The sequence below is a fragment of the Sphingobacterium anhuiense genome, from assembly GCF_042686355.1.
GTDB classification, from domain to species: domain Bacteria; phylum Bacteroidota; class Bacteroidia; order Sphingobacteriales; family Sphingobacteriaceae; genus Sphingobacterium; species Sphingobacterium anhuiense.
The window spans coordinates 247,254-270,904 of record NZ_JBHUPE010000004.1 but is presented as its reverse complement, the minus strand read 5'-3'; the positions used below and the strand labels follow the sequence as shown (position 1 = coordinate 270,904).

19 protein-coding genes are annotated in these 23,651 nt (G+C 36.6%); 14 read left to right on the top strand and 5 right to left on the bottom strand.

Annotation, left to right across the window (positions count from 1 at the left end; all coding sequences use genetic code 11):
- The first annotated feature begins 691 nt into the window (after positions 1-691).
- The 4 genes from ACFS6I_RS06710 to ACFS6I_RS06695 all read left to right on the top strand — a co-directional run bounded on the left by ACFS6I_RS06710 (position 692) and on the right by ACFS6I_RS06695 (position 4,351).
- Positions 692-1,651, top strand: coding sequence for a YeiH family protein (locus tag ACFS6I_RS06710; protein WP_380919043.1), 960 nt, complete (start codon positions 692-694; stop codon positions 1,649-1,651).
- Between the two features lie 457 nt (positions 1,652-2,108).
- Entirely contained in the window at positions 2,109-2,300 is a 192-nt protein-coding gene (locus tag ACFS6I_RS06705; protein WP_183912362.1) for a hypothetical protein, read from the top strand.
- A gap of 60 nt (positions 2,301-2,360) precedes the next feature.
- Entirely contained in the window at positions 2,361-3,116 is a 756-nt protein-coding gene (gene ku / locus ACFS6I_RS06700; protein ID WP_183912360.1) for a non-homologous end joining protein Ku, read from the top strand.
- Between the two features lie 260 nt (positions 3,117-3,376).
- Positions 3,377-4,351 carry an alpha/beta fold hydrolase gene (locus tag ACFS6I_RS06695; protein ID WP_380919041.1) on the top strand — a complete coding sequence of 325 codons (975 nt, stop codon included), beginning with the start codon at positions 3,377-3,379 and terminating at the stop codon, positions 4,349-4,351.
- Between the two features lie 65 nt (positions 4,352-4,416).
- On the opposite strand, the gene ACFS6I_RS06690 is transcribed toward ACFS6I_RS06695, so the two are convergent.
- The gene (locus tag ACFS6I_RS06690; RefSeq protein ID WP_380919039.1) at positions 4,417-5,484 is read right to left on the bottom strand and encodes a DUF4476 domain-containing protein; all 1,068 of its coding nucleotides are present in this window, start codon (positions 5,482-5,484) and stop codon (positions 4,417-4,419) included.
- 257 nt (positions 5,485-5,741) lie between these two features.
- Here ACFS6I_RS06690 and ACFS6I_RS06685 point away from each other — a divergent pair, with 257 nt between their 5' ends.
- From ACFS6I_RS06685 to ACFS6I_RS06675, 3 genes are all read left to right on the top strand, one after another.
- Positions 5,742-6,908 carry a TlpA family protein disulfide reductase gene (locus tag ACFS6I_RS06685; RefSeq protein ID WP_380919037.1) on the top strand — a complete coding sequence of 389 codons (1,167 nt, stop codon included), beginning with the start codon at positions 5,742-5,744 and terminating at the stop codon, positions 6,906-6,908.
- 135 nt (positions 6,909-7,043) lie between these two features.
- On the top strand, positions 7,044-7,691 hold the full coding sequence (locus ACFS6I_RS06680) for a SatD family protein (protein WP_132773922.1): 648 nt from the start codon (positions 7,044-7,046) through the stop codon (positions 7,689-7,691).
- Positions 7,675-8,019: a hypothetical protein gene (locus ACFS6I_RS06675; RefSeq protein WP_132773924.1), complete on the top strand. Its 345-nt coding sequence runs from the start codon at positions 7,675-7,677 to the stop codon at positions 8,017-8,019. The genes ACFS6I_RS06680 and ACFS6I_RS06675 overlap by 17 nt, the downstream gene beginning before the upstream one ends.
- Before the next feature lie 40 nt (positions 8,020-8,059).
- On the opposite strand, the gene ACFS6I_RS06670 is transcribed toward ACFS6I_RS06675, so the two are convergent.
- The 4 genes from ACFS6I_RS06670 to ACFS6I_RS06655 form a co-directional block, all read right to left on the bottom strand.
- Positions 8,060-8,965: an AraC family transcriptional regulator gene (locus tag ACFS6I_RS06670; RefSeq protein ID WP_380919035.1), complete on the bottom strand. Its 906-nt coding sequence runs from the start codon at positions 8,963-8,965 to the stop codon at positions 8,060-8,062.
- Between the two features lie 253 nt (positions 8,966-9,218).
- Positions 9,219-10,232, bottom strand: a complete 1,014-nt coding sequence (locus ACFS6I_RS06665; RefSeq protein WP_380919033.1) for a helix-turn-helix domain-containing protein — start codon at positions 10,230-10,232, stop codon at positions 9,219-9,221.
- A gap of 184 nt (positions 10,233-10,416) precedes the next feature.
- Entirely contained in the window at positions 10,417-11,472 is a 1,056-nt protein-coding gene (locus ACFS6I_RS06660) for a sugar phosphate isomerase/epimerase family protein (RefSeq protein ID WP_132842492.1), read from the bottom strand.
- Positions 11,473-11,475: 3 nt separating this feature from the next.
- Positions 11,476-12,639, bottom strand: coding sequence for a Gfo/Idh/MocA family protein (locus ACFS6I_RS06655; RefSeq protein WP_380919031.1), 1,164 nt, complete (start codon positions 12,637-12,639; stop codon positions 11,476-11,478).
- Between the two features lie 552 nt (positions 12,640-13,191).
- Here ACFS6I_RS06655 and ACFS6I_RS06650 point away from each other — a divergent pair.
- From ACFS6I_RS06650 to ACFS6I_RS06620, 7 genes are all read left to right on the top strand, one after another.
- Entirely contained in the window at positions 13,192-15,426 is a 2,235-nt protein-coding gene (locus ACFS6I_RS06650; protein ID WP_380919029.1) for a PSD1 and planctomycete cytochrome C domain-containing protein, read from the top strand.
- 3 nt (positions 15,427-15,429) lie between these two features.
- Entirely contained in the window at positions 15,430-16,881 is a 1,452-nt protein-coding gene (locus ACFS6I_RS06645; protein ID WP_380919027.1) for a DUF1501 domain-containing protein, read from the top strand.
- A gap of 11 nt (positions 16,882-16,892) precedes the next feature.
- The gene (locus ACFS6I_RS06640; RefSeq protein ID WP_380919025.1) at positions 16,893-17,918 is read left to right on the top strand and encodes a hypothetical protein; all 1,026 of its coding nucleotides are present in this window, start codon (positions 16,893-16,895) and stop codon (positions 17,916-17,918) included.
- 7 nt (positions 17,919-17,925) lie between these two features.
- Complete coding sequence (locus tag ACFS6I_RS06635) at positions 17,926-20,079, top strand: FN3 associated domain-containing protein (RefSeq protein ID WP_380919024.1); 2,154 nt, start codon at positions 17,926-17,928, stop codon at positions 20,077-20,079.
- Positions 20,080-20,097: 18 nt separating this feature from the next.
- Positions 20,098-21,369 (top strand): MFS transporter, encoded by a 1,272-nt coding sequence (locus ACFS6I_RS06630; protein WP_380919022.1) that lies wholly within the window; start codon positions 20,098-20,100, stop codon positions 21,367-21,369.
- 298 nt (positions 21,370-21,667) lie between these two features.
- A complete protein-coding gene (locus ACFS6I_RS06625; protein WP_380919020.1) occupies positions 21,668-22,537 on the top strand; it encodes a ThuA domain-containing protein in 870 nt (289 codons plus the stop codon).
- 47 nt (positions 22,538-22,584) lie between these two features.
- A complete protein-coding gene (locus ACFS6I_RS06620) occupies positions 22,585-23,472 on the top strand; it encodes a sugar phosphate isomerase/epimerase family protein (RefSeq protein ID WP_380919018.1) in 888 nt (295 codons plus the stop codon).
- Positions 23,473-23,651 lie beyond the last annotated feature (179 nt).

Genomic DNA, 23,651 nt, shown 5'->3' with positions numbered 1-23,651 from the left:
AGCAAACCCTAATAAATTATCAATGTAAATAGTATATTCAATTCGTAATGGAAGTATTTAAGAATCTGCTACTAAATGTTAAAAGCTCAAAAAATCTATTTTTAAATGCATGAGAATATCTCTACATTCTAAATAGGTTAATATAACCTACTGTAAAAACAATAAATAAAAACAATGACTTTAGAGATTAGCCATAAATCAAATGCATAAAAAAGGTCAGAAGTAAAACTTCTGACCGACAACGAAGCTCCAATAATAATTAAAATTATTTTCCTTCAAATATTGTTTTAATTTCTTAAATAAAAACTCTCTTTTAACATTGATAGCAACAATCTTTCCATCAGACCAATGAAATAATTCTGAGGAATTCATTTGATACCGTATAGCTTTGACACCTCATTATTCCATTTTATCAAATCCGACACTTCAGACGAAGTTAAAAGCGATTTATTCTAAAACTCTTCCCTTACAATTAAAGCCAAGTCAGCTAAAGCACTTTTTTAAAAGTAACATAGTGTAAACTAAATTCTCAACTTTTCCACTAATAAACCTATAACAAATAAGAATAAGAAATCATAACCATAGGTAATACCCAATAACAAATCACCATTTCTATCAAAATTTTGTGTTCACGACATTTGTATCAGTCAAAAACACAAATCAAAACAGGACTAGTAACGAAAGGATAGAGATGGAAATTAAGGACAAAATAGTAGTTATAAGGAATAATCGTATCCGACAAATTATATTTGTAACGATAGCTATCACTTGCTGTATACCAGCACTCATCTCACCTCCTATAGCGCTCCTATTAGGGATAGTTATTGCCCAAACAGTTGGGCATCCCTATCTCCATCTTAATCAAAAAGCAACGCATATTTTATTACAGGCTTCCGTTGTTGGCTTAGGATTTGGTATGCAAATAGACAAAGCGTTAGAAACAGGAAAAACAAGTTTTCTATTAACGTTGACCTTCCTCTCATTCACATTAATTTTTGGTTATCTCCTTGGTAAACTTTTGAAAATAGAAAATAAAACATCTTTCCTAATAGCTGTCGGCACAGCTATTTGTGGAGGAAGCGCAATAGCGGCTATTTCCCCTGTTATCAGAGTACAAGAAAAACAACTTTCTATTGCATTAGGGACTATATTCACCCTTAATGCTGCAGCACTGTTTATATTTCCTGCAGTTGGAAATGCGCTTGATCTTTCGCAACTTCAATTCGGAATATGGAGTGCTATCGCTATTCATGACACCAGCTCGGTAGTTGGCGCTGCCAATAAATATGGTCCTGAAGCATTAGCAATAGCAACAACAGCTAAATTAGGTAGAGCATTATGGATCATACCTGTTGCTTTTTTAGCAGCTTATTTGTTTAAAACCAATGGTCCAAAAGTAAAAATTCCGTGGTTTATAGGACTTTTTGTAGTAGCCATGTTGGCAAATAGCTATATACCAAGTATCCATAACTATCAGCATATCTTCACTTCTTTTGCAAAAACAGGTTTAACACTAACACTTTTCGTAATAGGTTGTGGACTAAGCCGTAAACTCATTATCGAAATGGGGATAAAACCGTTACTTCAAGGAATAATACTTTGGGTCATCATTTCCCTGCTTTCTTTAGGGGCTGTACTTTACTTTTTTTAATTTTTTCCATCATAAATGAAGGGAATAGTAAATCTAAATTTCTTAAAAAGGAACGCAGAAGATTATGCACGGTATAAGCATTGTTCAACTCTTTTTCATTTGTCGAAACAGCCTAAACCGATTCTTATCGATTATGCTTTTACCTGCCATTCCATTATTCAGTCAGTCCCTTATACTGCTCAAAATCTCCATATATACACACCGATACTGTACAAATTATTACGTATTATTTCCGCGACATTTAGAAGATAAATAATTGCAAATTTCTATAAATACCATCTTGAGTTTAATAAAACTTTTACATGAGAATAATCCTCAAAACAATTTAAAAATAACATATTAAATTAAAACTATTTACATATCAATATGTTATATATTAAGGATAGCAATTATCATTAATTTAAAGCTATACCAAATCAGTCAACAAAGAAAAACATCAATATTTAATTTTAAAGCTATGAGCAACACTGATTTAGATTCTGTACAAATGCCAGATGGTTATCTTGAAAAAGTATACCTTTCCGCGCTAGAAATTGCACGAAGAGAAGGATTCATAGAAGGTGAACGACACTTAAGAGAAGCCTTAACGCAATTTCCGGAATACATCGATCAAGTATTAAGGAGACTAAAACAGACTTGTTCCCTATAAACTGGAGATAAACTTTTAAAGAATTTAATTCCTAGTTGTAAACAGTAAAATTCATTCACTATGCGCGCTATATGGACGGGAGCTATAGGATTTGGGCTTGTTAATATTCCAATTAAATTATATAGTGCTACTGAAAGTAGTAATCTAGATCTGGATATGCTCGATCGTAAAGACCAAGCTAATATTAAATTTAAAAGAGTAAACGAAAAAACCGGAAAAGAAGTGGTTTGGGAAAATATTGTAAAAGGATATTTTCTTAAAGATCATTATGTCATCTTGGAAGATGCCGACTTTGAAGAAGCGAGTCCAGAAAAAACAAAGATTATTGGCTTACATGCTTTTGTACAACTCAACGAAGTAGATAGTATTTATTTTGACACTCCTTATTATTTAGAACCGCAGAAAGGTGGGGAAAAAGCTTATCAATTACTTACAAAAGCACTTGAAAAAAGTAAAACTGCTGGACTTGGATCATTCGTCATGCGCAATGTTGAACACCTTGCCATAGTCAGACCCTACAAGGGTACATTATTGCTTAATAAAATCCGATACGAACAAGAAATTAGGGCTATCTCTGATTTGAAGTTACCAACTACAATCAAAATTCAGAAGAATGAGATGGATATGGCACTTCAACTCATAAAGCAACATAGCAAACCATTTGACATTAGTAAATACAAAAATGAATATACTGAAGATCTGCTAAAAATAATCAAACAAAAAGATAAAGGAAAAAGAGCAACAATCAGAAAAATTAGTATAGACAATACGAAAGCCAGCGACCTACTCGCTAAGCTGAAAGCAAGTCTCGCATAAATGACCGTATTTTACAAAAAGAAATTTTGAATAAAAAATGTAGGCTATCTTAACAATAAGAAACGTCTTATCAATAAATCATAATTTCAGCAACATTCCAAATAATCTATAAAAGACAATTTCTAGAATTAAGTAAAAAAGACTTATCTTACATTTGTTTATTGTTTGTGCATCAACAGGCCATAATTTTGGATTAAAGATCAAGCATCAAACATTTCAAATAGATATTTTTAGGATTTACCCCAATTGATTTATTAAGCATGATACATCTTGAATCCAGTTTCCACGAGATTACAGATACCATAGGCGGTACGCACGACATCTTTAAAACTCTTTACTTCCCCACAGAGAAAAAAGCCAAAGCAACAATACTCATATTGCACGGTATGCAGGAACATAGTGGACGTTATGATGATTTCGCAAGATTTCTCGCAACAAACGGTTTTGTAGTAATGACCTATGATCATCTTGGACATGGCCGCTCCGTTAAAAATAAAGATGCATTAGGATTTATACAACGTGAAAATCCGGGAGTCCGATTAGTAGATGATGGTATTGAGATGGCAAGACTAATTTCAAAACAGTATCCCGATCTACCACATTTTATTATAGGACATTCTATGGGTTCTTTTATTACCCGTTGTGTTTTACAAGAAATTGGTGATCTATTCCACGGCGCCGTACTCATCGGTACAGGCACAATGGATAAAGCCGCAGTTGTGGGAGAAAGACTACTCGCTTTATTGAACAAAATGTTTCCTAAAACCCGATCGAGTTTTATCAATCATTCATTTGGAGCATTTAATAATAAAAAATTTAAAGACGAGCCCAACCAAAAAAACAGCAACTGGTTGAGTTTAGCAAAAGAAAACCGAGACCATTTTTTAGCTGATACACTATGTGGAATTCCATTTTCGAACAACGCTTTTTATGCGACCGCATATGTTGCCAATCGTGGTTCCGGTCCAAACTGGACGGATGGTATTCCAAATCAACTTCCATTTCTCTTAGAAAGCGGTGAAGAAGATCCTATAGGTAATTTTGGAAAAGGTGTTATTAAGACCGCTGAAGACCTTATGGACCATGGTAATCAGGATGTAAAATACCACCTGCATCCCATGATGCGTCATGAACTTCTCAATGAATCGATCAAAGAAAAGGTATATATCGAAATCTTACAATGGCTTGAAAGTAAATTGCCTATTGAATCGATCTCTGTGACTGAGCATCCTTAAGTCTCAAAAAAGAAAGATCGCTGTATATTGTATATATAGCGATCCTTATTTGATTAGAGCTTTACTTATTTTTGATTTCTCACAAATGCTGTGAATTTATCTTTGTAATCCAAGAAAGTAAACTCTCCTATCAAGGTTGCATAATTCCGTTTATCTATACAATTCGGATACAGCTTTTGTGCTGCAGATAGCTTTCCCTGATCCCAACTTAATTCTTTGAGAATTCTTTTAATCGAAGCAACAGGGAAAGCGACCTTTCCGCTTACAGTTCCAAGTACTTTAAGTTTGTCGTCATCAAATCCATTCTGCCGCATTGCTTTAATCAGATCATTCAGCTCAACCTCAGTCATTCTCTCCAGATAATCACGATCGACAGGCTGATTTTTTATAAAATCCATCAATTTATTTTTACTATCTCCAAAAGCCAGTTGATCAGTTATTGTTATGTAGTTTCTTTTTTCCGGACAATTAGGATAGGCCATTTTTGCAAAAGCAATCTTACCCTCATCCCAAGAAAACTTCTTAAGAATCTCTTTGATTTGATTCACTGAAAATGCAACCTGAGGAGCAGTCATACCAGCTATTTTCAATTTATCATTATCGAATCCAGCTTGATCTATCGTTTTCAAAAAAGCATTAAACTCTGCATTCGTCATTTGTTCTCCATAATAATCATCACGGCCAGATCCTGGATCAAACTCTCCCTCCATGATTTGCTTAGGTCTACCGTAAACAAATACCTGTGCTGTTCGCGAGTCAGGCATATCCTCTTCAGCAGGAAACAAAGCATACAAAGTCAAACTACGGGTTCTGTTACTTCTGGAGGTATTAGCCAAATAAGTCAAATCCAAAAAAGAACCTTCTTCATTAACCATTGAAATACCCCTTTTTAAAAGTGTCGATTTTTCTCTTCCGACAAAATCAATCTGAATATCGTAGCTATGGTCTTTCATACGCTCCACTCTGATTTGTTTCGTGGGCAGTTCGTTATATTGAATCCCATTGATATATAAATAGAAGGCTTCCCGATCCGAAAATACAGTTACATTTCCTCCTCGACTACTACGATTTTGACCATGAACAAGGCAAAAGCAAAGCAAAAAAACAGCAATTAAATAAGATTTCTTTAACATAAAAAAGGATTGATTGTGTCTATGTTCGACAGGCATAAATATAAAAGGATTAACGCAATTAACAATATATTTTAACAGAGATGATTGATTGGCATTCTTATTAAAAATGCTTTATTTAAACATTTCACTCACTAGATCTACAAATAAATTAAATAACTAAATTTCCCCATTAATGAGATAGAGTGGAATTTAATCTTTATATTCATTTAGAGATAAAAAATATATCATTATAAACCAATCTAAAATTCTATTAATATATGATACGAATAGTTAAAATTATCTTGTTAATTATTTTTTGTCAGTTAACTGCGCAAGCACAAGAAGTGACCATTTATGGCAATATTTATGGAAAAAATCCTATTCCGAAATATATTTATCGGTTATATGAAGGTAGCAAATTAGATCAGCAGCAAATTGTCAATAAGCATTTTAGCTTTAAACTAAAAAAAGAAATAACGAAAGATATTTCGGGTTCAGAAACTTTTATCGTTTCTGATTCGATTTATAAAGATTTTAATGCATTAAATATAGCTTTTAGCAATGGGGACATTAATCCCAATAGAGATTTAATCTCCGTAATTATTGATCGTAAAAATATAAACTGCAGTATCGATAATGACACAAAAATTGTATATGTTAAAAATTCGATTTTAAATGAGGAGATGCAAAAAATCGTAGCAATAAATAGGGAATTTGGCGATCCGCTATTACAAACTGATAATAGCCGTCAAGAAGAATGGGATCGTAACAAACTAGCGCAATATTTAGTTATTTTGAATAATTATCCTCAATCATTGGTATCCTATGAGATGTTATTATCTATGATAGCTAACCCCTCGTTTTACTATGTAAATTCGGGGCATGTATACAAAAATCGAGAACAAATTTTAAACACGGTTTTACGCATCGATACTGCAACTATTGGAAGTAAAAAAGCAACTTTACTCTATAATGCCTATGACAACATGATTTTAACCTATAGTGATAAGAAAAACGCTCTATTTCCTTTAATCACATTAACATCGCAAAATAATAAGGTTGAAAGTCTAAAAGAAGTTAGTGGTAATTCAAACTATCTAGTTATTGATTTTTGGCACACTGCATGTGGCCCTTGTAGACAGCAACATCCCGAATTCTCAAGAATATCAAAAGCATATGCAGATCAAAGTCAATTAAAGTTTATAAGCATATCGATGGACAGTAAAATGCAGGATTGGAGATTATATTTACAAAACCACAATTTTAACTTTATCAATTATTGGTTAGATTCAAAGCAATACCCGGCTTTCCAAGTTGAAGCCGGCATAGTGTCATACCCTCGTTATATTCTAGTCGATATGAGAACCAATCGGATTGTGAATGGTCATATCAAAATAGAACATCTAACAACAGTATTAGAAAATCTACTTAAAGAAAACTCATAAACATTTCAAAATACTAATCAGTTATAGTCAAGAGCTATTAAAAAAATGCTTCCATGTTTTTTGTAATTTCATTTTTAATGAAATAAAACACTTTGTTTCATTATATTTGACATAAAGTAATAAAAATCATTTATCATGAAACACTTTATATTGATGAGCGATGTGATTGGAAGCGGTCAAAAAAATCAAGCATTGTTGATGCAAAACTTTAAAGAAACAGTAAGCAAAATCAATCATGATTATGAAAACAGTCTATTATCTCCGCTTACCATCACACTTGGCGATGAATTTCAGGGACTAACAAAGGATTTAGAAACAGCATTAAATATCATTATCGCACTAGAAGAAGAAATTATCATACAAGGGTTTGATTTTCAATTACGCTACGTGCTTATTTACGGTGATATTGAAACCAACATTAATAAGAGAATTGCCTATGAAATGTTAGGTGAAGGATTACGCGATGCACGATACAAACTCAACAGTATGAAGACCAATTCTCAAAGATTTTACATACAGATCGGAGATATTAATTTAGACTCTCTTCTAAACAATACATTTCTTATCTTCGAAAATATCATTGACAAATGGAATCCCGAGAAAGATTATAATTTAATCTCTGCATTTATTAAATTTAATGATTATAAGATTGTTGCTGAAAAAATAAATAAAACAAGATCTCAGATTTGGAAACGTGAGAAAACTTTAAATATTTCATCTTATGAAGCAACTAAAACAATTTTAAAATCAATAAGTAAACTGCCCCATGCACTTCGTTTATAAAATAATAATCATTCTTTTTTCAGAAGTCCTTCTTAGTCTTCTATTTTGGCTTTTCACGCCTAAATCGGTCAACAACAAAAAGTTTGATCCTAAATCTACAGTAAAAGGTATTTTGGAACGTTTATTTATGACTTATAGTTTATGTCAAGGTTTTCCACATGTGCTCACACTCTTTGGCGCTTTAAAATTAGGAACAAGACTTAAACGCGCGGATAAAGAAGACACTCCTGAAAACATCAAAAAAGAAGCGGCTTATAATGACTATTATCTGATCGGAAATTTAATTTCCGTAGCCCTAAGCATATTCTATTATACATTATTTAAGTAAAATGGATCATTGCACTGCCATCCAAATCTAAAGAAAAAAATTAGACAGTTGTCAGAGAACTTCCTTTGCTAACATGATGATAGGCATTTATATAAGCTTTTGGTGATTGCCCAACCACACTTTTAAAAGCCCGGTTAAAATTTGTCAAGCTATTAAATCCCACTTGATATGCAACGCCAGATATACGGTCCTTATGTTTTCCTGTCAATAAGCTTTTGCAGGCATCATTAATTCTGATCTCATTAAGAAAGGTAACAAAAGTATTTCCGGTATGTTTTTTAAAATAACGGCAGAAAGCCTGAGGTGTCATATGTGCCTCATTTGCAACATCCTCTAAAGTAATCTGACTATTAAAGTTTTGCATGATATAATTGATAATAGCATCAAACCGAACTCCTTCATTCGCATTAAGATCAGACGAATACACATCGTTGCTTAATGGTAATAAATGAGGTGACATTTCTTTCAATTGGTTCAATAAGACAAGTAACTGTAACAGTACATCCACACCACTAGCATTATGAAGTCGGAGCATTAGATTTGCAATATCGACTGTATACCTGCCTGGTATCTGAAAACCTTGCTTATTCTGATTTAAAAACGAACGTAACACATACATCTCTGGCAATTGGAATAAACCCGATAATATCCCCGAAAGATTAAAATATAATGAACATGCTTTAATTTTTAACCGATCTTTCATTTTAAAATACTCCGGATTAGATTTAAATACATGTGGGACATTTGCTCCAATAAGAAAAATATCTCCTGAACGAAAACTATGCATATTATTTCCAACTAGCAAAGTTCCTTCACCCTGTTCTACCCAAGTAATTTCATATTCATTATGATGATGCATATGCTGATAAAAATGTGGCAATTCAACCCTTTCCGATAGCATACTCTTACCATCAGGTATAAGCAAAGTAAATGGAAGTACTTTCATATTAATTGATCTTATTGGTGGTTTAGTTGGTGATTAAATTCCCTATTTACAATCACACGTTGCACATTTTTACTCTTTATAATTTCTATCGACTTATAGCGCCACTAAACTAAAGAATAAAAAAATGTATTGACAACGCTAAAAATAGCACTAAAAAATATGCGACATGTTTAATATATACCGTTGTTAAATAATGAACATATTTTCATCCATTAAAAACCACAATTCCGCTTTCATAAATAGAAATCAGAATTTAAGCAATCTTTCCCATATATCCATTATTAAATCTGATACGATACTCGCTCGGACTACATTTGAATCTTTTTTTAAAGGCAGTAGCAAAATATTGAGAACTAGTAAAACCACAGGAATAACAAAGGTTGGTGACGTGCTCCTCCTCTTGATCAATCAGCATTTTTGCTGCGGCCTCCAATCTGATATTAATTAAATAATTAACAGGAGTCATATTTGTTAAATGCTTACAATACTTTGAGAGACTCGTTTTTCCAAGTCCACAGTGTTCTGCCATATCTTCAAGTGTCCATGATTTTTCAAAATCGGTACGCAAATGGTTTAAAAAGATTTCAACAGTTCTTAGATTGTGTGTTAACGATTGGTCAAACTCAATATCTCCCTTTTTAAAGAGACTTAAGATCTCCAGCAATAAGCTGTTGATTAAAATATTAAGCCTAGATTGCGGAATTTCTATTTCCGCATGATCCAGACACTTCCCTATCTCGATAAAACATTCTTGTATTTTCTTATCCGATTGCCAAACCCTGACATCATTCTCACGTAAGATCTTGGTCAGATATTCTAAATCTTCTTTTGAAAGAATGATCCAGTCAGGCCACTTCCATTCTTGATGAGGTTGCCTCACACCAACATCAATAATAATCCAGTATTGCTTACCTATCGTTACGATCGGATTACCGACCTTATGTAATTGCCACGGTTTAGTTATGGTTAAGCTACCGGGGTGAAGATGAACAGTCTCACTTTCAGTAGAAAAATATAAACTACCAGACTCCATAAACGAAAATTCTATTCCTTCATTCCGATGCCAGTCCAACCCCCAGTTCTGATCAGTTTTAGCATCCCAATAACCCATACTATAAATTCCCGGCAAAATAGCATCCGGTAATTCCTGTCCTGGATAATCAAATCGACTAAGACCTTTCATCTGCACGGCCCCGTTCTCCGAAGCATGAATTAACGGTTCACAACGATCAGGCTGATAGTAATCATAAAAATTCTTTATTTGCATTTTTCTCATAAATTAATCCAATTGGCATCGATCTTCTAAATTTAATCATCATTTGACTATCATTCCAAAAATGCGACGATAATATTACACATCGACACGTAAAAACAATTTAAGGAATACGAATAAGGGGTGTCTATTATTTTTAATAGACACCCCTTATTAAAGATTTATGAATAAAAATAAACTAACCCAATCCAATCAATTTTCTATTGTAAGCTTCATCACTCCCTGTTGAAGCAAAATCGTCAAAAGCCTTATCTGTTACGTGAATGATGTGATCGGCAATAAATTTAGCACCTTCTATTGCACCATCCTCAGGATGTTTCAGTGCACATTCCCACTCCATCACAGCCCATCCTTTATAATCATAAGCTGCCAGTTTACTGAATATCGACTTAAAATCTACCTGTCCATCACCAAGCGACCGGAAACGGCCTGCGCGGTCTATCCAATTGGAATATCCGCCGTATACACCCTGCTTACCTGTTGGATTAAACTCGGCATCTTTGACATGAAACATCTTAATACGCTCATGATAATGATCGATATAAGACAGGTAATCCATTGCTTGTAAAACAAAATGCGAAGGATCATACAATAAACAGGCCCTCGCATGGTTATTTACCTTTTCAAGAAAACGCTCATAACTTACCCCATCATGTAAATCTTCTCCAGGATGGATTTCATAACAAAGATCAATCCCGTAATCCTCGTAAACATTTAAGATTGGAAGCCAACGCTTTGCCAATTCATTAAAACCGGTTTCAACTAATCCATTAGGACGCTGAGGCCAAGGATAAACCGTATGCCATAAAAGAGCACCACTGAAGGTCGCAACGGCATCTAAACCCATATGCTGAGAAGCTTTAGCAGCATATTTCACCTGCTCTACTGCCCATTCTGTTCTTGCCTTAGGATTTTTATGATACTTTTCGGGAGCAAAACCATCAAACTGATCATCATATACCGGATGTACTGCAACCAATTGTCCTTGAAGATGTGTACTCAACTCTGTTACTTCGAGTCCATAGCTATTGACAATCCCTTTTATCTCTTGTGCATAATCCTTGCTTTCAGCAGCAAGTTGCAGGTCAAAATAAGACGTTGCCCAAGTTGGTATCTGCACGCCTTTAAATCCAATCTTTTGCGCCCACTGACAAATGGATTCTAAATTATCAAATGGAGGATTTTCTCCCAAAAATTGCGCTAAAAATATACCAGGTCCTTTAAGTGTTTGCATTTTCTAATTATTTATTTCAAAAACAGTCCATTTTTCATTACTATCACCACTTTTAATAACCGTATCAATAAAAGCCATTCCTCTGATACCCTCATCGACTGAAGGAAAATCTAATAAACCTGAAGGATTCTCACCATCCAATCGCGCCGATAAAGTCAACGAGAAACTACGATACAAATTTGCGAACGCTTCAAGATATCCCTCCGGATGTCCGGCAGGTGTTCTGCAATTAAATTTCGCAATATCAGAAAGAAAACCATTTGTTCCTGCCCGATACGTTTGGGTGGGTTCTGTATGCCATTTTACAAGTAAAGTGTTGGGCTCCATCTGAGCCCATTCAATTCCGCCTTTTTCACCATATATACGAATCTTTAATGCATTTTCTTCACCTGCAGCGACCTGAGAAGCCATAAGTACACCAGCGGCACCATTGTCAAATTTCAACAAAACATTTCCATCATCTTCCAATCTTCGTCCCTCTACCATCGTATTCAGATCTGCACAAAGATGTGATATTTTCAAACCAGAAATATACTCCGCTAAATGTGCTGCATGGGTACCGATATCACCCATAGCTCCACTTTTCCCTGATTTTGTCGGGTCAGTTCGCCAAGCGGCACCTGCATTACCTTCACGTTCGGTGAGCGTACTTAGCCATCCTTGCGGATATTCCACATATATTTTACGGATTTTACCAAAAGCATTATCTTCAACCATCTGCTTAGCCTGCTTTACCATAGGGTATCCAGAATAAGTATGTGTCAACATCAGAAGCAAGCCTGTTTCTTCTACCTTCTTTTTCAACTGTAGAGCTTCGTCTAGACTAAAAGTTATCGGTTTTTCAATAACGACATGGAAGCCATTATCCAATGCCAACATAGCAGGGGCGAAATGCGCAAAATTAGGTGTCACGATTGTCACAAAATCCATACGTTCATCAGCAGGTAATTGCCGCTCCTTCTCAATCATTTCTTCAAAATTGAGATAAGTTCGGTTTTCAGGAAGAAATAACGCTTTTCCGCTCTCCTTAGCTATTTCAGGATTAATACTTAAAGCTCCACAAACGACCTCCACTAATCCGTCCATATGAGCCGCAATTCGATGTATCGCACCGATGAAAGCATCCTTGCCTCCACCGACCATTCCCATTCGTAGTTTTCTATTCATTTTATTGGTTTAATATTTTTTGATGTATTGATAATATTTCTACTTTTAATTTTCAACAGATACTATTTTACCCCAGGTTTATTTTCATTTCTGAAAGACAATTTTTCACAGCCTCTACAAAGTAAATGATGGTTTTGATTGATTAAACAAACTAATAAAAATAAAGATACCGCTAAACAGCATGTAATTAATTCATTATATTAATAGAAAACAGGCAAATATTAACCTAAATAAATTTCAACAAATAAGTTACAAACCTAAAGATGGGCTTTAAGTAAGTTTGAACGCATTATTGCAACACGATCTCACAAGAATGTTCATATAACATTAGTTTGGGGTAATATTGAGTCAGATTCTCCAGTTTCATCTGATTAAATTTGATTAAACCAGTGATTTATAAAAGTCACCAATTATAAACAAGCAAACCAATTGCGTATCACACGCAAGTACTAACAACTCGTAAATATGTATCGAAGACCTATTTATTCTATGCTCGTGATCTTCGCTTGTATATATATGATACAGGCATGCCATAGACCGTCATCAAATCAGATGAGTGAAGAACCTATACCTGACAGTATCAGCTATAATTTTCATGTCAGACCTATTCTTTCCGATAAATGCTTTGCCTGTCATGGTCCCGATGCAAATAAACGCGATGCAGATTTACGCCTCGATATACCTGAAGAAGCCTATAAAGCATTAAAGAGTAATGCCGCAGCGCACGGTATTGTACCATTTGAACCAAAAAATTCTGAAGTATTTTTGAGAATCTCATCAAAAGACACATCTTATATAATGCCACCCATAGCTACAAACCTCACTTTAACCGCAACAGAAATCGCTATTATTGAGAAGTGGATCAAACAAGGTGCTAAATATGAAAAACATTGGGCCTTCACAGCACCCAAAAAGCCTGCGGTTCCCAAAGTAAAAAACACAACATGGGTAAAAAATGAAATCGATTATTTTGTACTTGATAAACTGGAACATAAAAAAATAGCACCAAATCCCGAAGCCGACAAAGAACGATTACTTAGAAGAGTTAGTTTGGATATTACGGGGCTACCTCCATCACTGCAGATGATGGATAAATTTATGGCAGACAACAGTCCCAATGCCTACGAAAAGGTAATAGAAACCCTACTGGCAAGCCCTGCTTATGGAGAACGAATGGCTTTACACTGGATGGATGTTTCCAGATATGCAGATTCGCACGGTTACCAAGACGACAATTACCGTAGCCAGTGGCCATGGAGAGACTGGGTTATTCACGCTTTTAACAACAATACTCCTTATAATAAATTTATCAGCTGGCAACTCGCGGGCGACCTGATGCCTCAATCCTCTAAAGAACAGCTTTTAGCAACAGCTTTTAACCGAAACCATAAAATAACAGAAGAAGGTGGTGTAATCGATGAAGAATACCGTGTAGAGTATGTAAAAGATCGAACAAATACACTTGGAAAAGCAATCTTAGGAATCACCTTAGAGTGTGCACAGTGTCATGATCATAAATATGATCCCTTCTCACAAAAAGAATATTTTCAAATGACCGCTTTCTTCAATAATGTCAAAGAAGTGGGACTCGAATCAACGGTTGGTGGGCCGGAGACATTCGCTAAAAAACCATTCATGGAAATCAGTAATGCTGATGTCCAAGACATCCTAAAGTTTGTCAACAAACAAGATACCAATAAGTTGATCGTATCTGTGATGGGTGATCAAGACACCCTCCGTAAAACCTACGTACTCAACAGAGGTGTGTATGATGCCCACGGAGAAGTCGTACAGGCAAGCACCCCTAAGTCAGTATTGGGATTTAGTGAAAAATACCCTAAAAACAGACTTGGTTTAACACAATGGTTATTTGATAAACAAAATCCATTGACCTCCCGTGTATTTGTTAATCAGGTATGGCAGGAATATTTTGGAAGAGGCCTGGTCAAAACATCAGGAGATTTTGGAATGCAGGGAGAATTACCTTCACATCCAGAATTATTAGATTGGCTAGCAGTTGATTTTATGAATAACGGTTGGAACATTAAGCGGCTGGTTAAGCAGATCGTCCTCTCAGCAACATATAGACAATCTGCGGTTATAGATCCTGATAAATTTAGCATTGACCCGGACAATATATTTCTCGCTCGCGCTCCCCGTTACCGTATTCCGGCAGAACATGTCCGTGATGTCGTCTTATCTAGTAGCGGATTATTGGTTCCAACCATCGGTGGTCCAAGTGTCAAACCCTATCAACCGGCAGGGTTATGGGAAGCAGCCACATCAGGTCGTGGATTATTAGCCTCATACCGACAAGACCACCAGGCGAGTTTATACAGAAGAGGTTTATATACATTCATAAAAAGAACGGTACCACCTCCGGTGATGGCCATTTTCGATGCCAGTAATAGAGATCAGTGTGAAGTTAAGCGGCTTAATACCAACACTCCTCTTCAAGCACTTGCGATGTTGAATGATCCAACCGTACTTGAAGCTTCTCGAGTACTGGCCGCTCGCTTACTACAAGACAAAGGAACTCCGGAGACCAAAATAATAACCGCATTTCGTCGCATAGTCTGCCGTAAACCCAAGGAACAAGAAATAAAACGATTAACAACTTATTATGCCGACCAGTTAAATGCATTCAAACAAAAAGCAAATGCTGATAAAGTCTTGGCCGTCGGAGAGTTTCCTATAGATCAGAAAGTCAATAAGACACAACTTGCTGCGTTAATGGGCGTAATTACCATTATATACAATTTAGAAGAAACCATTACAAAATCCTAAATTATGGACAAAAATATTTTAGAACATGGTCTTAATTTCAATAGACGTCGATTCCTTTCAAAGCTAAGTTTAGGCTTAGGCAGTGTAGCATTAGGGTCTTTGCTCATTCCCGATCTATTTGAAGGAGGCTTTGAGCAAGCAGGACTTCCCTCGGGTATTCCAGATTTTGCTCCTAAAGCAAAGCGTGTAATTTATCTCTTTCAGAATGGGGCTCCATCACAACTCGAATCTTTCGATTATAAACCCAAACTCAGAGAAATGATGGGCCAAGAGCTTCCTGAATCCATACGGGGAGCACAAAGGCTTACAGGTATGACTGCCAATCAGGCGTCCTTTCCGTTAGTAGGTTCTTATTATGATTTCAAGCAATATGGGGAATCGCGTGCATGGATCAGCGATTTATTCCCACATACAGCAAAAGTCGTTGATGATATTTGCATCATTAAATCTATGTTCACAGAAGCGATCAATCATGATCCCGCACTGACATTTTTTCAAAGTGGTGCACAACAAGGAAACAGACCCAGTATGGGTGCTTGGCTTAGTTATGGTCTAGGAAGTGAAAATAAAAACCTCCCGGCGTACACCGTATTATTATCAAGGGGAAAGGGTAATGGTCAGGGTGTTTACTCCAAATTATGGAGCAACGGTTTTCTAGACTCGACCCATCAGGGCGTACAGTTCAGCAGTGGTGAAGATCCGGTACTTTATCTAAAAGACCCTGATGGCTTAAATCGCTTCGAACGTAGAAAAATGCTTGATCAATTAGCCGAAATGAATGATCTCTCCTATCAGGAATTTGGTGATCCAGAGATCAATGCCAAAGTACAGCAATATGAAATGGCCTATCGTATGCAAACTGCAGTTCCAGAAGTCACCGATCTTTCTAAAGAACCCGATGATATCATCAAACTGTATGGCGCAGACTGCCTTAATCCCGGTACTTTTGCGGCCAATTGCCTACTTGCCAGAAAACTTAGTGAAAACGGAGTTCGTTTTGTTCAACTTTATCATCAAGGATGGGATCAACATGGTAACTTACCCACAGAAATGGCAGGTCAGGCAAAAGATGTAGACCAAGCATCGGCAGCATTAATTACAGATCTCAAACAAAGAGGTCTATTGGATGAAACACTCGTCATCTGGGGAGGAGAATTTGGACGGACCAATTACAGTCAAGGCGCCATGACCAAAGATAATTATGGCCGTGATCACCATCCCCGTTGCTTCAGTATATGGATGGCAGGTGGTGGAGTCAAACCGGGAATCGTATACGGTGAATCCGATGAACTAGGATATAATATCATCAAAGATCCTGTTCATGTGCATGACTTTCATGCCACAATCCTACATCAGCTCGGATTAAACCATGAAAAACTCACCTATAAACATCTAGGCAGACGTTATAGATTAACCGATGTAGCAGGAAAAGTAATCAATGACATTTTAGTATAACCTTATTTTTTATGGAAAGAAGATCATTTATCAAAAATACAGCAACCTTATCTGCAAGTTTCTTCATTATGAAGGACCTCATGGCCAAACCAAAAGGTCCAATATACGGACATCATAACATGCGCTACACACTTGATAACAAATGGGGACAATTAAATCCGCTCAAAAACCCAGTAAATGACTGCCATGAAATGGTCCAAGATAAAAAAGGACGTATTATACTATTAACCAATGAAACTAAAAATAATATATTAATTTATAACGAATCGGGTAAATTATTAAACTCCTGGGGCCATGATTTTCCAGGTGCACATGGATTGACCATCGCCAATGAAGGCAAACAAGAATCGCTATTTATTACAGATACCGATAGACATCAGGTTTTTAAAACCACATTAGATGGCAAGATATTAAAAACCATCGATTGTCCGATGGAAACCGGGTTATATCAAAAAAAGGAAGAATTTGTACCGACTGAAGTCGCTGTTGCAGACAATGGCGATTTCTATATTGCCGATGGTTATGGCTTGCAATATGTCTTTCATTATAATGCTGACGGGAAGCTACAGGGCTACTTTGGAGGAAGAGGAAAAGAAGTAAAACATTTGGACAATGCTCATGGGGTTTGCGTAGATAAAAGAAGTGGAAATCCGACCTTACTGGCTACTGACCGTACACGCAACTGCTTTAAACGTTTTGATATGAACGGCAATCTCCTAGAAGTCATCGCATTGCCAGGAGCATGTGTCTGTCGACCAGTCATAAAAAATGAAAATCTTTATGCTGCTGTTTTAAGATCTCCTGATCTCAATAAAGCAGACAGTGGTTTCGTCACGATTCTAGACAAAAACAATAAGGTAATATCCAATATTGGAGGTACCGTCCCAGTATATAGCAATGGCACCTTACAGCCCATGGCCCAAGAATTACAAATATTACATAACCCACATGATGTTTGCATCGATGACGACGAAAATATCTACGTAGCACAATGGGCATCAGGAAAAGTATATCCCTATAAATTTACACGAGTCTAATTTTTATATGAAAATTACCTTCAAAGGATTTACAGAACATGCACTATTTGCGCTAAATATTTTTATCATCTTTTTATTAATATTTGGAAAACAGATCTCGGTACCACTATGGCTTCAATCATTTGGAAGAATGCATCCCATGCTACTACATTTTCCAATTGTGCTATTGCTATTGGCGATGCTACTTGAAATTTTTCGTTACAATAAATCCTATGCAACATTAACCCTATATCACAAATTTACATCGGGACTACTGCTAAGTGGTATTTTCTTGGCAACAGTAACGGTCATTATGGGTTTATTACTATCACAAGAAGATGGTTACAGCGGAAGTACTTTACAGTGGCACAAATGGACCGGCGTAAGTCTTGTCTTTATATCTTCTTTCATTTATTGGATACGGGAAAAATCATGGTACAATTCTCCACTTTCAAAGATGTTTGCCGTGCTCACCATTATTTCACTTCTTCTTACGGGGCATTATGGAGCCATATTGACCCATGGCGAAAATTTCGTGCTCGCTCCTGTCACACCCGCCCCAGAAAAAGTCTCAATAGAGCAAGCGATGATCTATCAAGACGTGATTCTACCTATTTTTACAGCCAAATGCGCCAGTTGCCACAATATGGAAAAAGCAAAAGGAAGCTTAAACCTCACTGACGCAGCATCTATGCTAAAAGGTGGCAAAAATGGAAAACTATTTGTTCCCGGCAATCCCCAAATCAGTTTATTATTGCAACGTCTGCATCTTCCAATTGAAGATGAAAAACGAATGCCCCCAAAAGGAAAGCCCGAGCTTACTGCCACAGAAATAGCTATACTTACCCTCTGGATAAAAGGAAATGCGCAATTGGATAAAAAAGTAATCGATTTACCTCAGCAAGATTCTTTACGCATACTGGCTTCTACAACTTTAGGCCCATCACCTTCAATGGCACAACAATATGATTTTGCAGCGGCATCAGAGGCAACGGTCAAAAAACTAAATAATGATTATCGGGTTATTTCCATCCTCGATAAAGGCTCCCCCGCTTTGTCTGTTAATATCTATAACAAAACGATTTACAAACCAGAAGCGCTAAAAGAATTGACAGAAATAAAAAGACAGATTGTATCTCTCAACTTAAATGGATTACCTGTGCAAGACGAAGACCTAAAAACGATCAGCACATTTGAAAATTTACGCAAACTGAATCTCAACTTCACAGCTATTAAAGGCGACGGACTGAAGCATTTACTTCCATTAAAACAGTTAAATACCCTATCACTATCTGGTACAGCAGTAAATTTCAATACCGTGAAGCAACTTGTTGCTATGAAAAACCTAAAAGAGCTATCATTATGGCGAACTGATATAAAGGAAAATGAAATTGGCCAATTGAAACAATTAGGAAAAGGAATTCGCATTATTACAGGCTTTAAAGACGACGGAAAGAGTCCCATAAAGCTAAACCAGCCACATTTAAGTACAACCGTTTCTATTTTCAAAAATAGAATACCATTACAGATTAAACATCCCATCAACGGTGTAGAGATCAGGTATACAACCGATGGAACTGAACCCGATAGTTTAAAGTCACCTCTTTACGACAAAGAAATTGAAATTAAAGAGTCCGTTACATTAAAAACTAAAGCATATAAAACCGGATGGTATGGTAGTGATGTCTTGACTTTTAACTTTTATCAAAGTCGCTACAGCCCCGACAGCATTGCATTTATAGTAGCGCCAAGTGAAAAATATAAAGGTGACGGACCGAAGACATTGACAGATTTACAACTCGGCAGCTTTGACATCCAGAATGGCAAATGGATCGGTTACAATGAAAACATGGCATTAATGCTATTTTTCAAAAAACAGCTACCCCTCAAATCTATATCGGTCAACATGATGAAAAAAATCCCGACACATATCCTTCCCCCACAGGAACTTGAAGTATGGGGTGGTACTAACGAAAAAAACATGCGCTTATTGCAACGTGTAAAAAATCCAATGCCCCAAAAAGATGAAGCAGATGCATTTATCAAGATGGAAGTAAAATTTAAATCGCAACCAATCTCCTGCATCAAAATTGTAGGTAAAAACTTCAAAAAACTACCAGAATGGCACGCCGGAAAAGGACAACCAGCTTGGATATTTATGGATGAAATACTTTTAAACTAATCAATTTAACCTAACTATATGCATCAAATTCAAACATCTAAACTATTTTGGGCAAGTTGTCTCGCTCTTTTAGTCACTTCGCTTTCTTTCGGTATCCGTGCGGGTATGATGGATCAACTCGGCATTGATTTTCAATTAAATGCGACACAGTTGGGAACCATCACAGCTACAGCTTTTTGGGGATTTCCACTTGCCATCGTTATCGGTGGTTTTATTGTTGACATCATCGGGATGAAACGCCTTCTGGTGATGGCTTTCCTTTTTCATTTAGCAGGTATTCTATTGACCATCTTTGCACAAGGCTATTGGAGTCTTTTCTTCTCCACATTATTAATTGGCATTGCAAATGGTACGGTTGAAGCCGCTTGTAATCCATTAGTGGCCGCACTATATCCGCAAGAAAAGACAACAAGACTCAACTATTTCCATCTCTGGTTTCCAGGAGGTGTTGTGATAGGTACTTTATTGGTCACGCTATTTGTCCATCTGGGCATCGGATGGCAGTTCCAAGTTGGGATAATGTTAATTCCAACAGTTATTTATGGCTATATTTTTTCAAAGCTTGATTTCCCCGTTACAGAACGGGTATCCTCAGGATATTCCACTACAGACATGTACAAAGCAGTAGGCTCTCCTTTATTTTTATTCCTGTTTCTATGTATGTTTATGACTGCTATTACAGAACTATTTACCGGTCAATGGATTAGTTTACTGCTTAAAAATGTAACCGACAACGCCATTTTATTACTTACGATTACCACTGGAATTATGGTAATAGGCCGCGCGTTCGCAAAACCAATTGTTCAAAAACTTGCACCCCAAGGTGTGCTCCTTTTTTCAGCAATCTTTGCAGCAGCAGGTCTATATATGCTTGGTAGCTTTACAGGTAACGCTGTTTTCTTTGCAGCAATTATTTTTGGTATCGGTGTGTGTTACTTCTGGCCAACTATGATCGGTTTTGTTGCCGAAAATATTCCACAATCTGGAGCTTTGGGTTTAAATCTTATCGGTGGAGCTGGCATGTTTGCCGTTTCCATCTATACGATGATCATGGGCAGCTATTATGACGGATTAATAATCAAGCATCTTCCCGTTGGCTCCAATCTCGATCTGTATAGTTCAGCAACAGAAGGAACGGCAGAAGCTTTGGCATACACAACAGCTAAAAACCTAGCTGGCCCCGAAGTATTACAGATCACGTTAATACTTCCTATCCTATTGATCTTTGCTTTTGGAGGATTATACCTTTACATGAAAAACAAGAAAGAAGTGGTACCTATAGCAGTGTAGTGAATTAAAAAGTTGAAGAAAACGAAAAGACTATAGCTATCAATAGTCCTTACATTTTACCAATTTAAAGCTAAGATATAGCTGATCATCGTTTCATATAAAACGTCATATACTTAAAAAACCAATTCATAGTTGACCATACATGACCGTATTTAATGTACAACATTTCCGGTCGTTTTATCTTGTTTTACGTTTATTTTATTTATATATTTGAGTTAAACCGAACGGCATAACAAACTGGTTTCTACAGTACTATTTGTTCCTCGTTTATACAATTAAACCTAATTATAAAACCATAATGAAGCATCTAAAAAGCATTATATGTTTAATTACAATAGGCATATTGCTATCAAATGTATCTCCATCTGCTGGTCAAAGCAAAAAGAAAACAGTCAAAAAACCTCTAGTTGTATTTGTAACGGGTGACCACGAATACAGTGGCGAAGAAACCCTGCCTATGATAGCAGCCGAACTGGAAAAAAACTATGGCATGCGAACTTTGGTGCTAAAAGCAAGTCCTGACTATAATTCAGAAGAAAATATCCCGGGACTAGAAGCACTAAAAGATGCCGATCTTGCTATTTTCTACCTTCGTTGGAGACGATTACCTGCCGATCAAGTTAAACATATCGATGATTATTTAAAATCCGGAAAGCCGGTTATTGGCTTCAGAACCAGCACACATGCTTTTAATTATCCCAGTGGACATCCCTTGGAAAAATGGAATGCTTTTGGTGAATTTGCTTTAGGAGGTCCTCCGGGATGGGGAAAAGGTGGTCATACCCATTACGGTCATAATTCCAGTACCGATGTATCCATTATTCCCGCACAAAGTAAAAATCCGATCTTAACAGGAGTAGATCCAAACTTTCATGTACGCTCCTGGTTGTATCATGTAGTACCCGATTATCCTTCAAAAGGATCAACTTGGTTATTAATGGGGAAAGCTGTAGATCCAGATAAAAAAGCAGTTGAAAACCCTGTGGCTTGGACCTGGCAAACCGCCGCCGGAGGAAAAGTTTTCACCACGACACTCGGTCATCCCGATGATTTTATTGTAGCAAGTTTTCAACGGTTACTGATTAATGCCATACATTGGACGTTAGGAAAACCTGTGCCAAAAAAATGGGCAGGAAAAATAAATATCAATGTTCCGTACAGACAATAAGAGCATCAATACACACGATATATTTTATCCGAAACATTATATACCCTATGGAATTATCAATACATAACTGGATGCGATCCGAAACAATAGAAACAACAATTCGCAGAGCCTCCAGTTTAGGCTATACTAAAATTGAAATTGCTGGCAGTCCAGAACATTATGACACGAAAGAGGTCAGAAAACTTTTAAAACAATATGGATTATCCTGCTGGGGCTCTGTCACATTGATGTTAGGAGATCGAAATTTACTGGCTAAAGATGAAGCTCAGCGCTCCAAATCCATACAATATGTCAAAGATGTGGCGCGCATGGTTAAGGAACTCGATGGTCACATGATCTCTGTGGTGCCCGGTACGGTGGGTAAAATCATACCCGATGGCAGACCCGAAGAAGAATGGCAATGGGCCGTTGACTCGCTACAAGACGTATATCAATACACACAGTCATCAGGCATATTGATCGGTATTGAACCAATCAATAGATTTGAAACCTATTTCGTTAACAGAGGTGATCAAGCATTAGCACTTGCTGCGGCCGTAGGTCCCGATTGCGGTGTGTGCCTTGACACCTTTCATATGAACATCGAAGAAGATGATCTCTATGAAGCAATCAAACGAGCCAAAGGAAAACTTGTTGGTTTCCATGTTGCCGACAACAATAGGATGGCTCCGGGAATGGGCACGCTGAATTGGAGTAAAATACTTGAAACACTCGATCAGATTGGTTATAACGAAGTGCTGTCTGTAGAATTTTGTTCAGCTTTGGACCGCACTCCTGCAAACCCTTACCCCAATTCTATTGATGAGCATCCCGAAAACCTCTCTCCGGAACAAAAGAAATTTCTTGAAGACCATGGCAGTGCGTCAGTTTCAGAAGAGTTTTATACAATGCTCACTCAGAAATCATTCGAGACTTTGTCCAAACTTATTAAGTAGCTGTCATAAAAAATGTTTTAGGCTACAACATCCGAACAGGAGTCAAAGATATAAAATGAGTTTTTCGCAACACCAGCAACAATGCAATTGAATAACTCATCGAACTTGATATCACAGACTAAGGAGTAACCAATATTAAATTTTGGTAAATAGCATTATTTACCCTATTAGAAATAGTA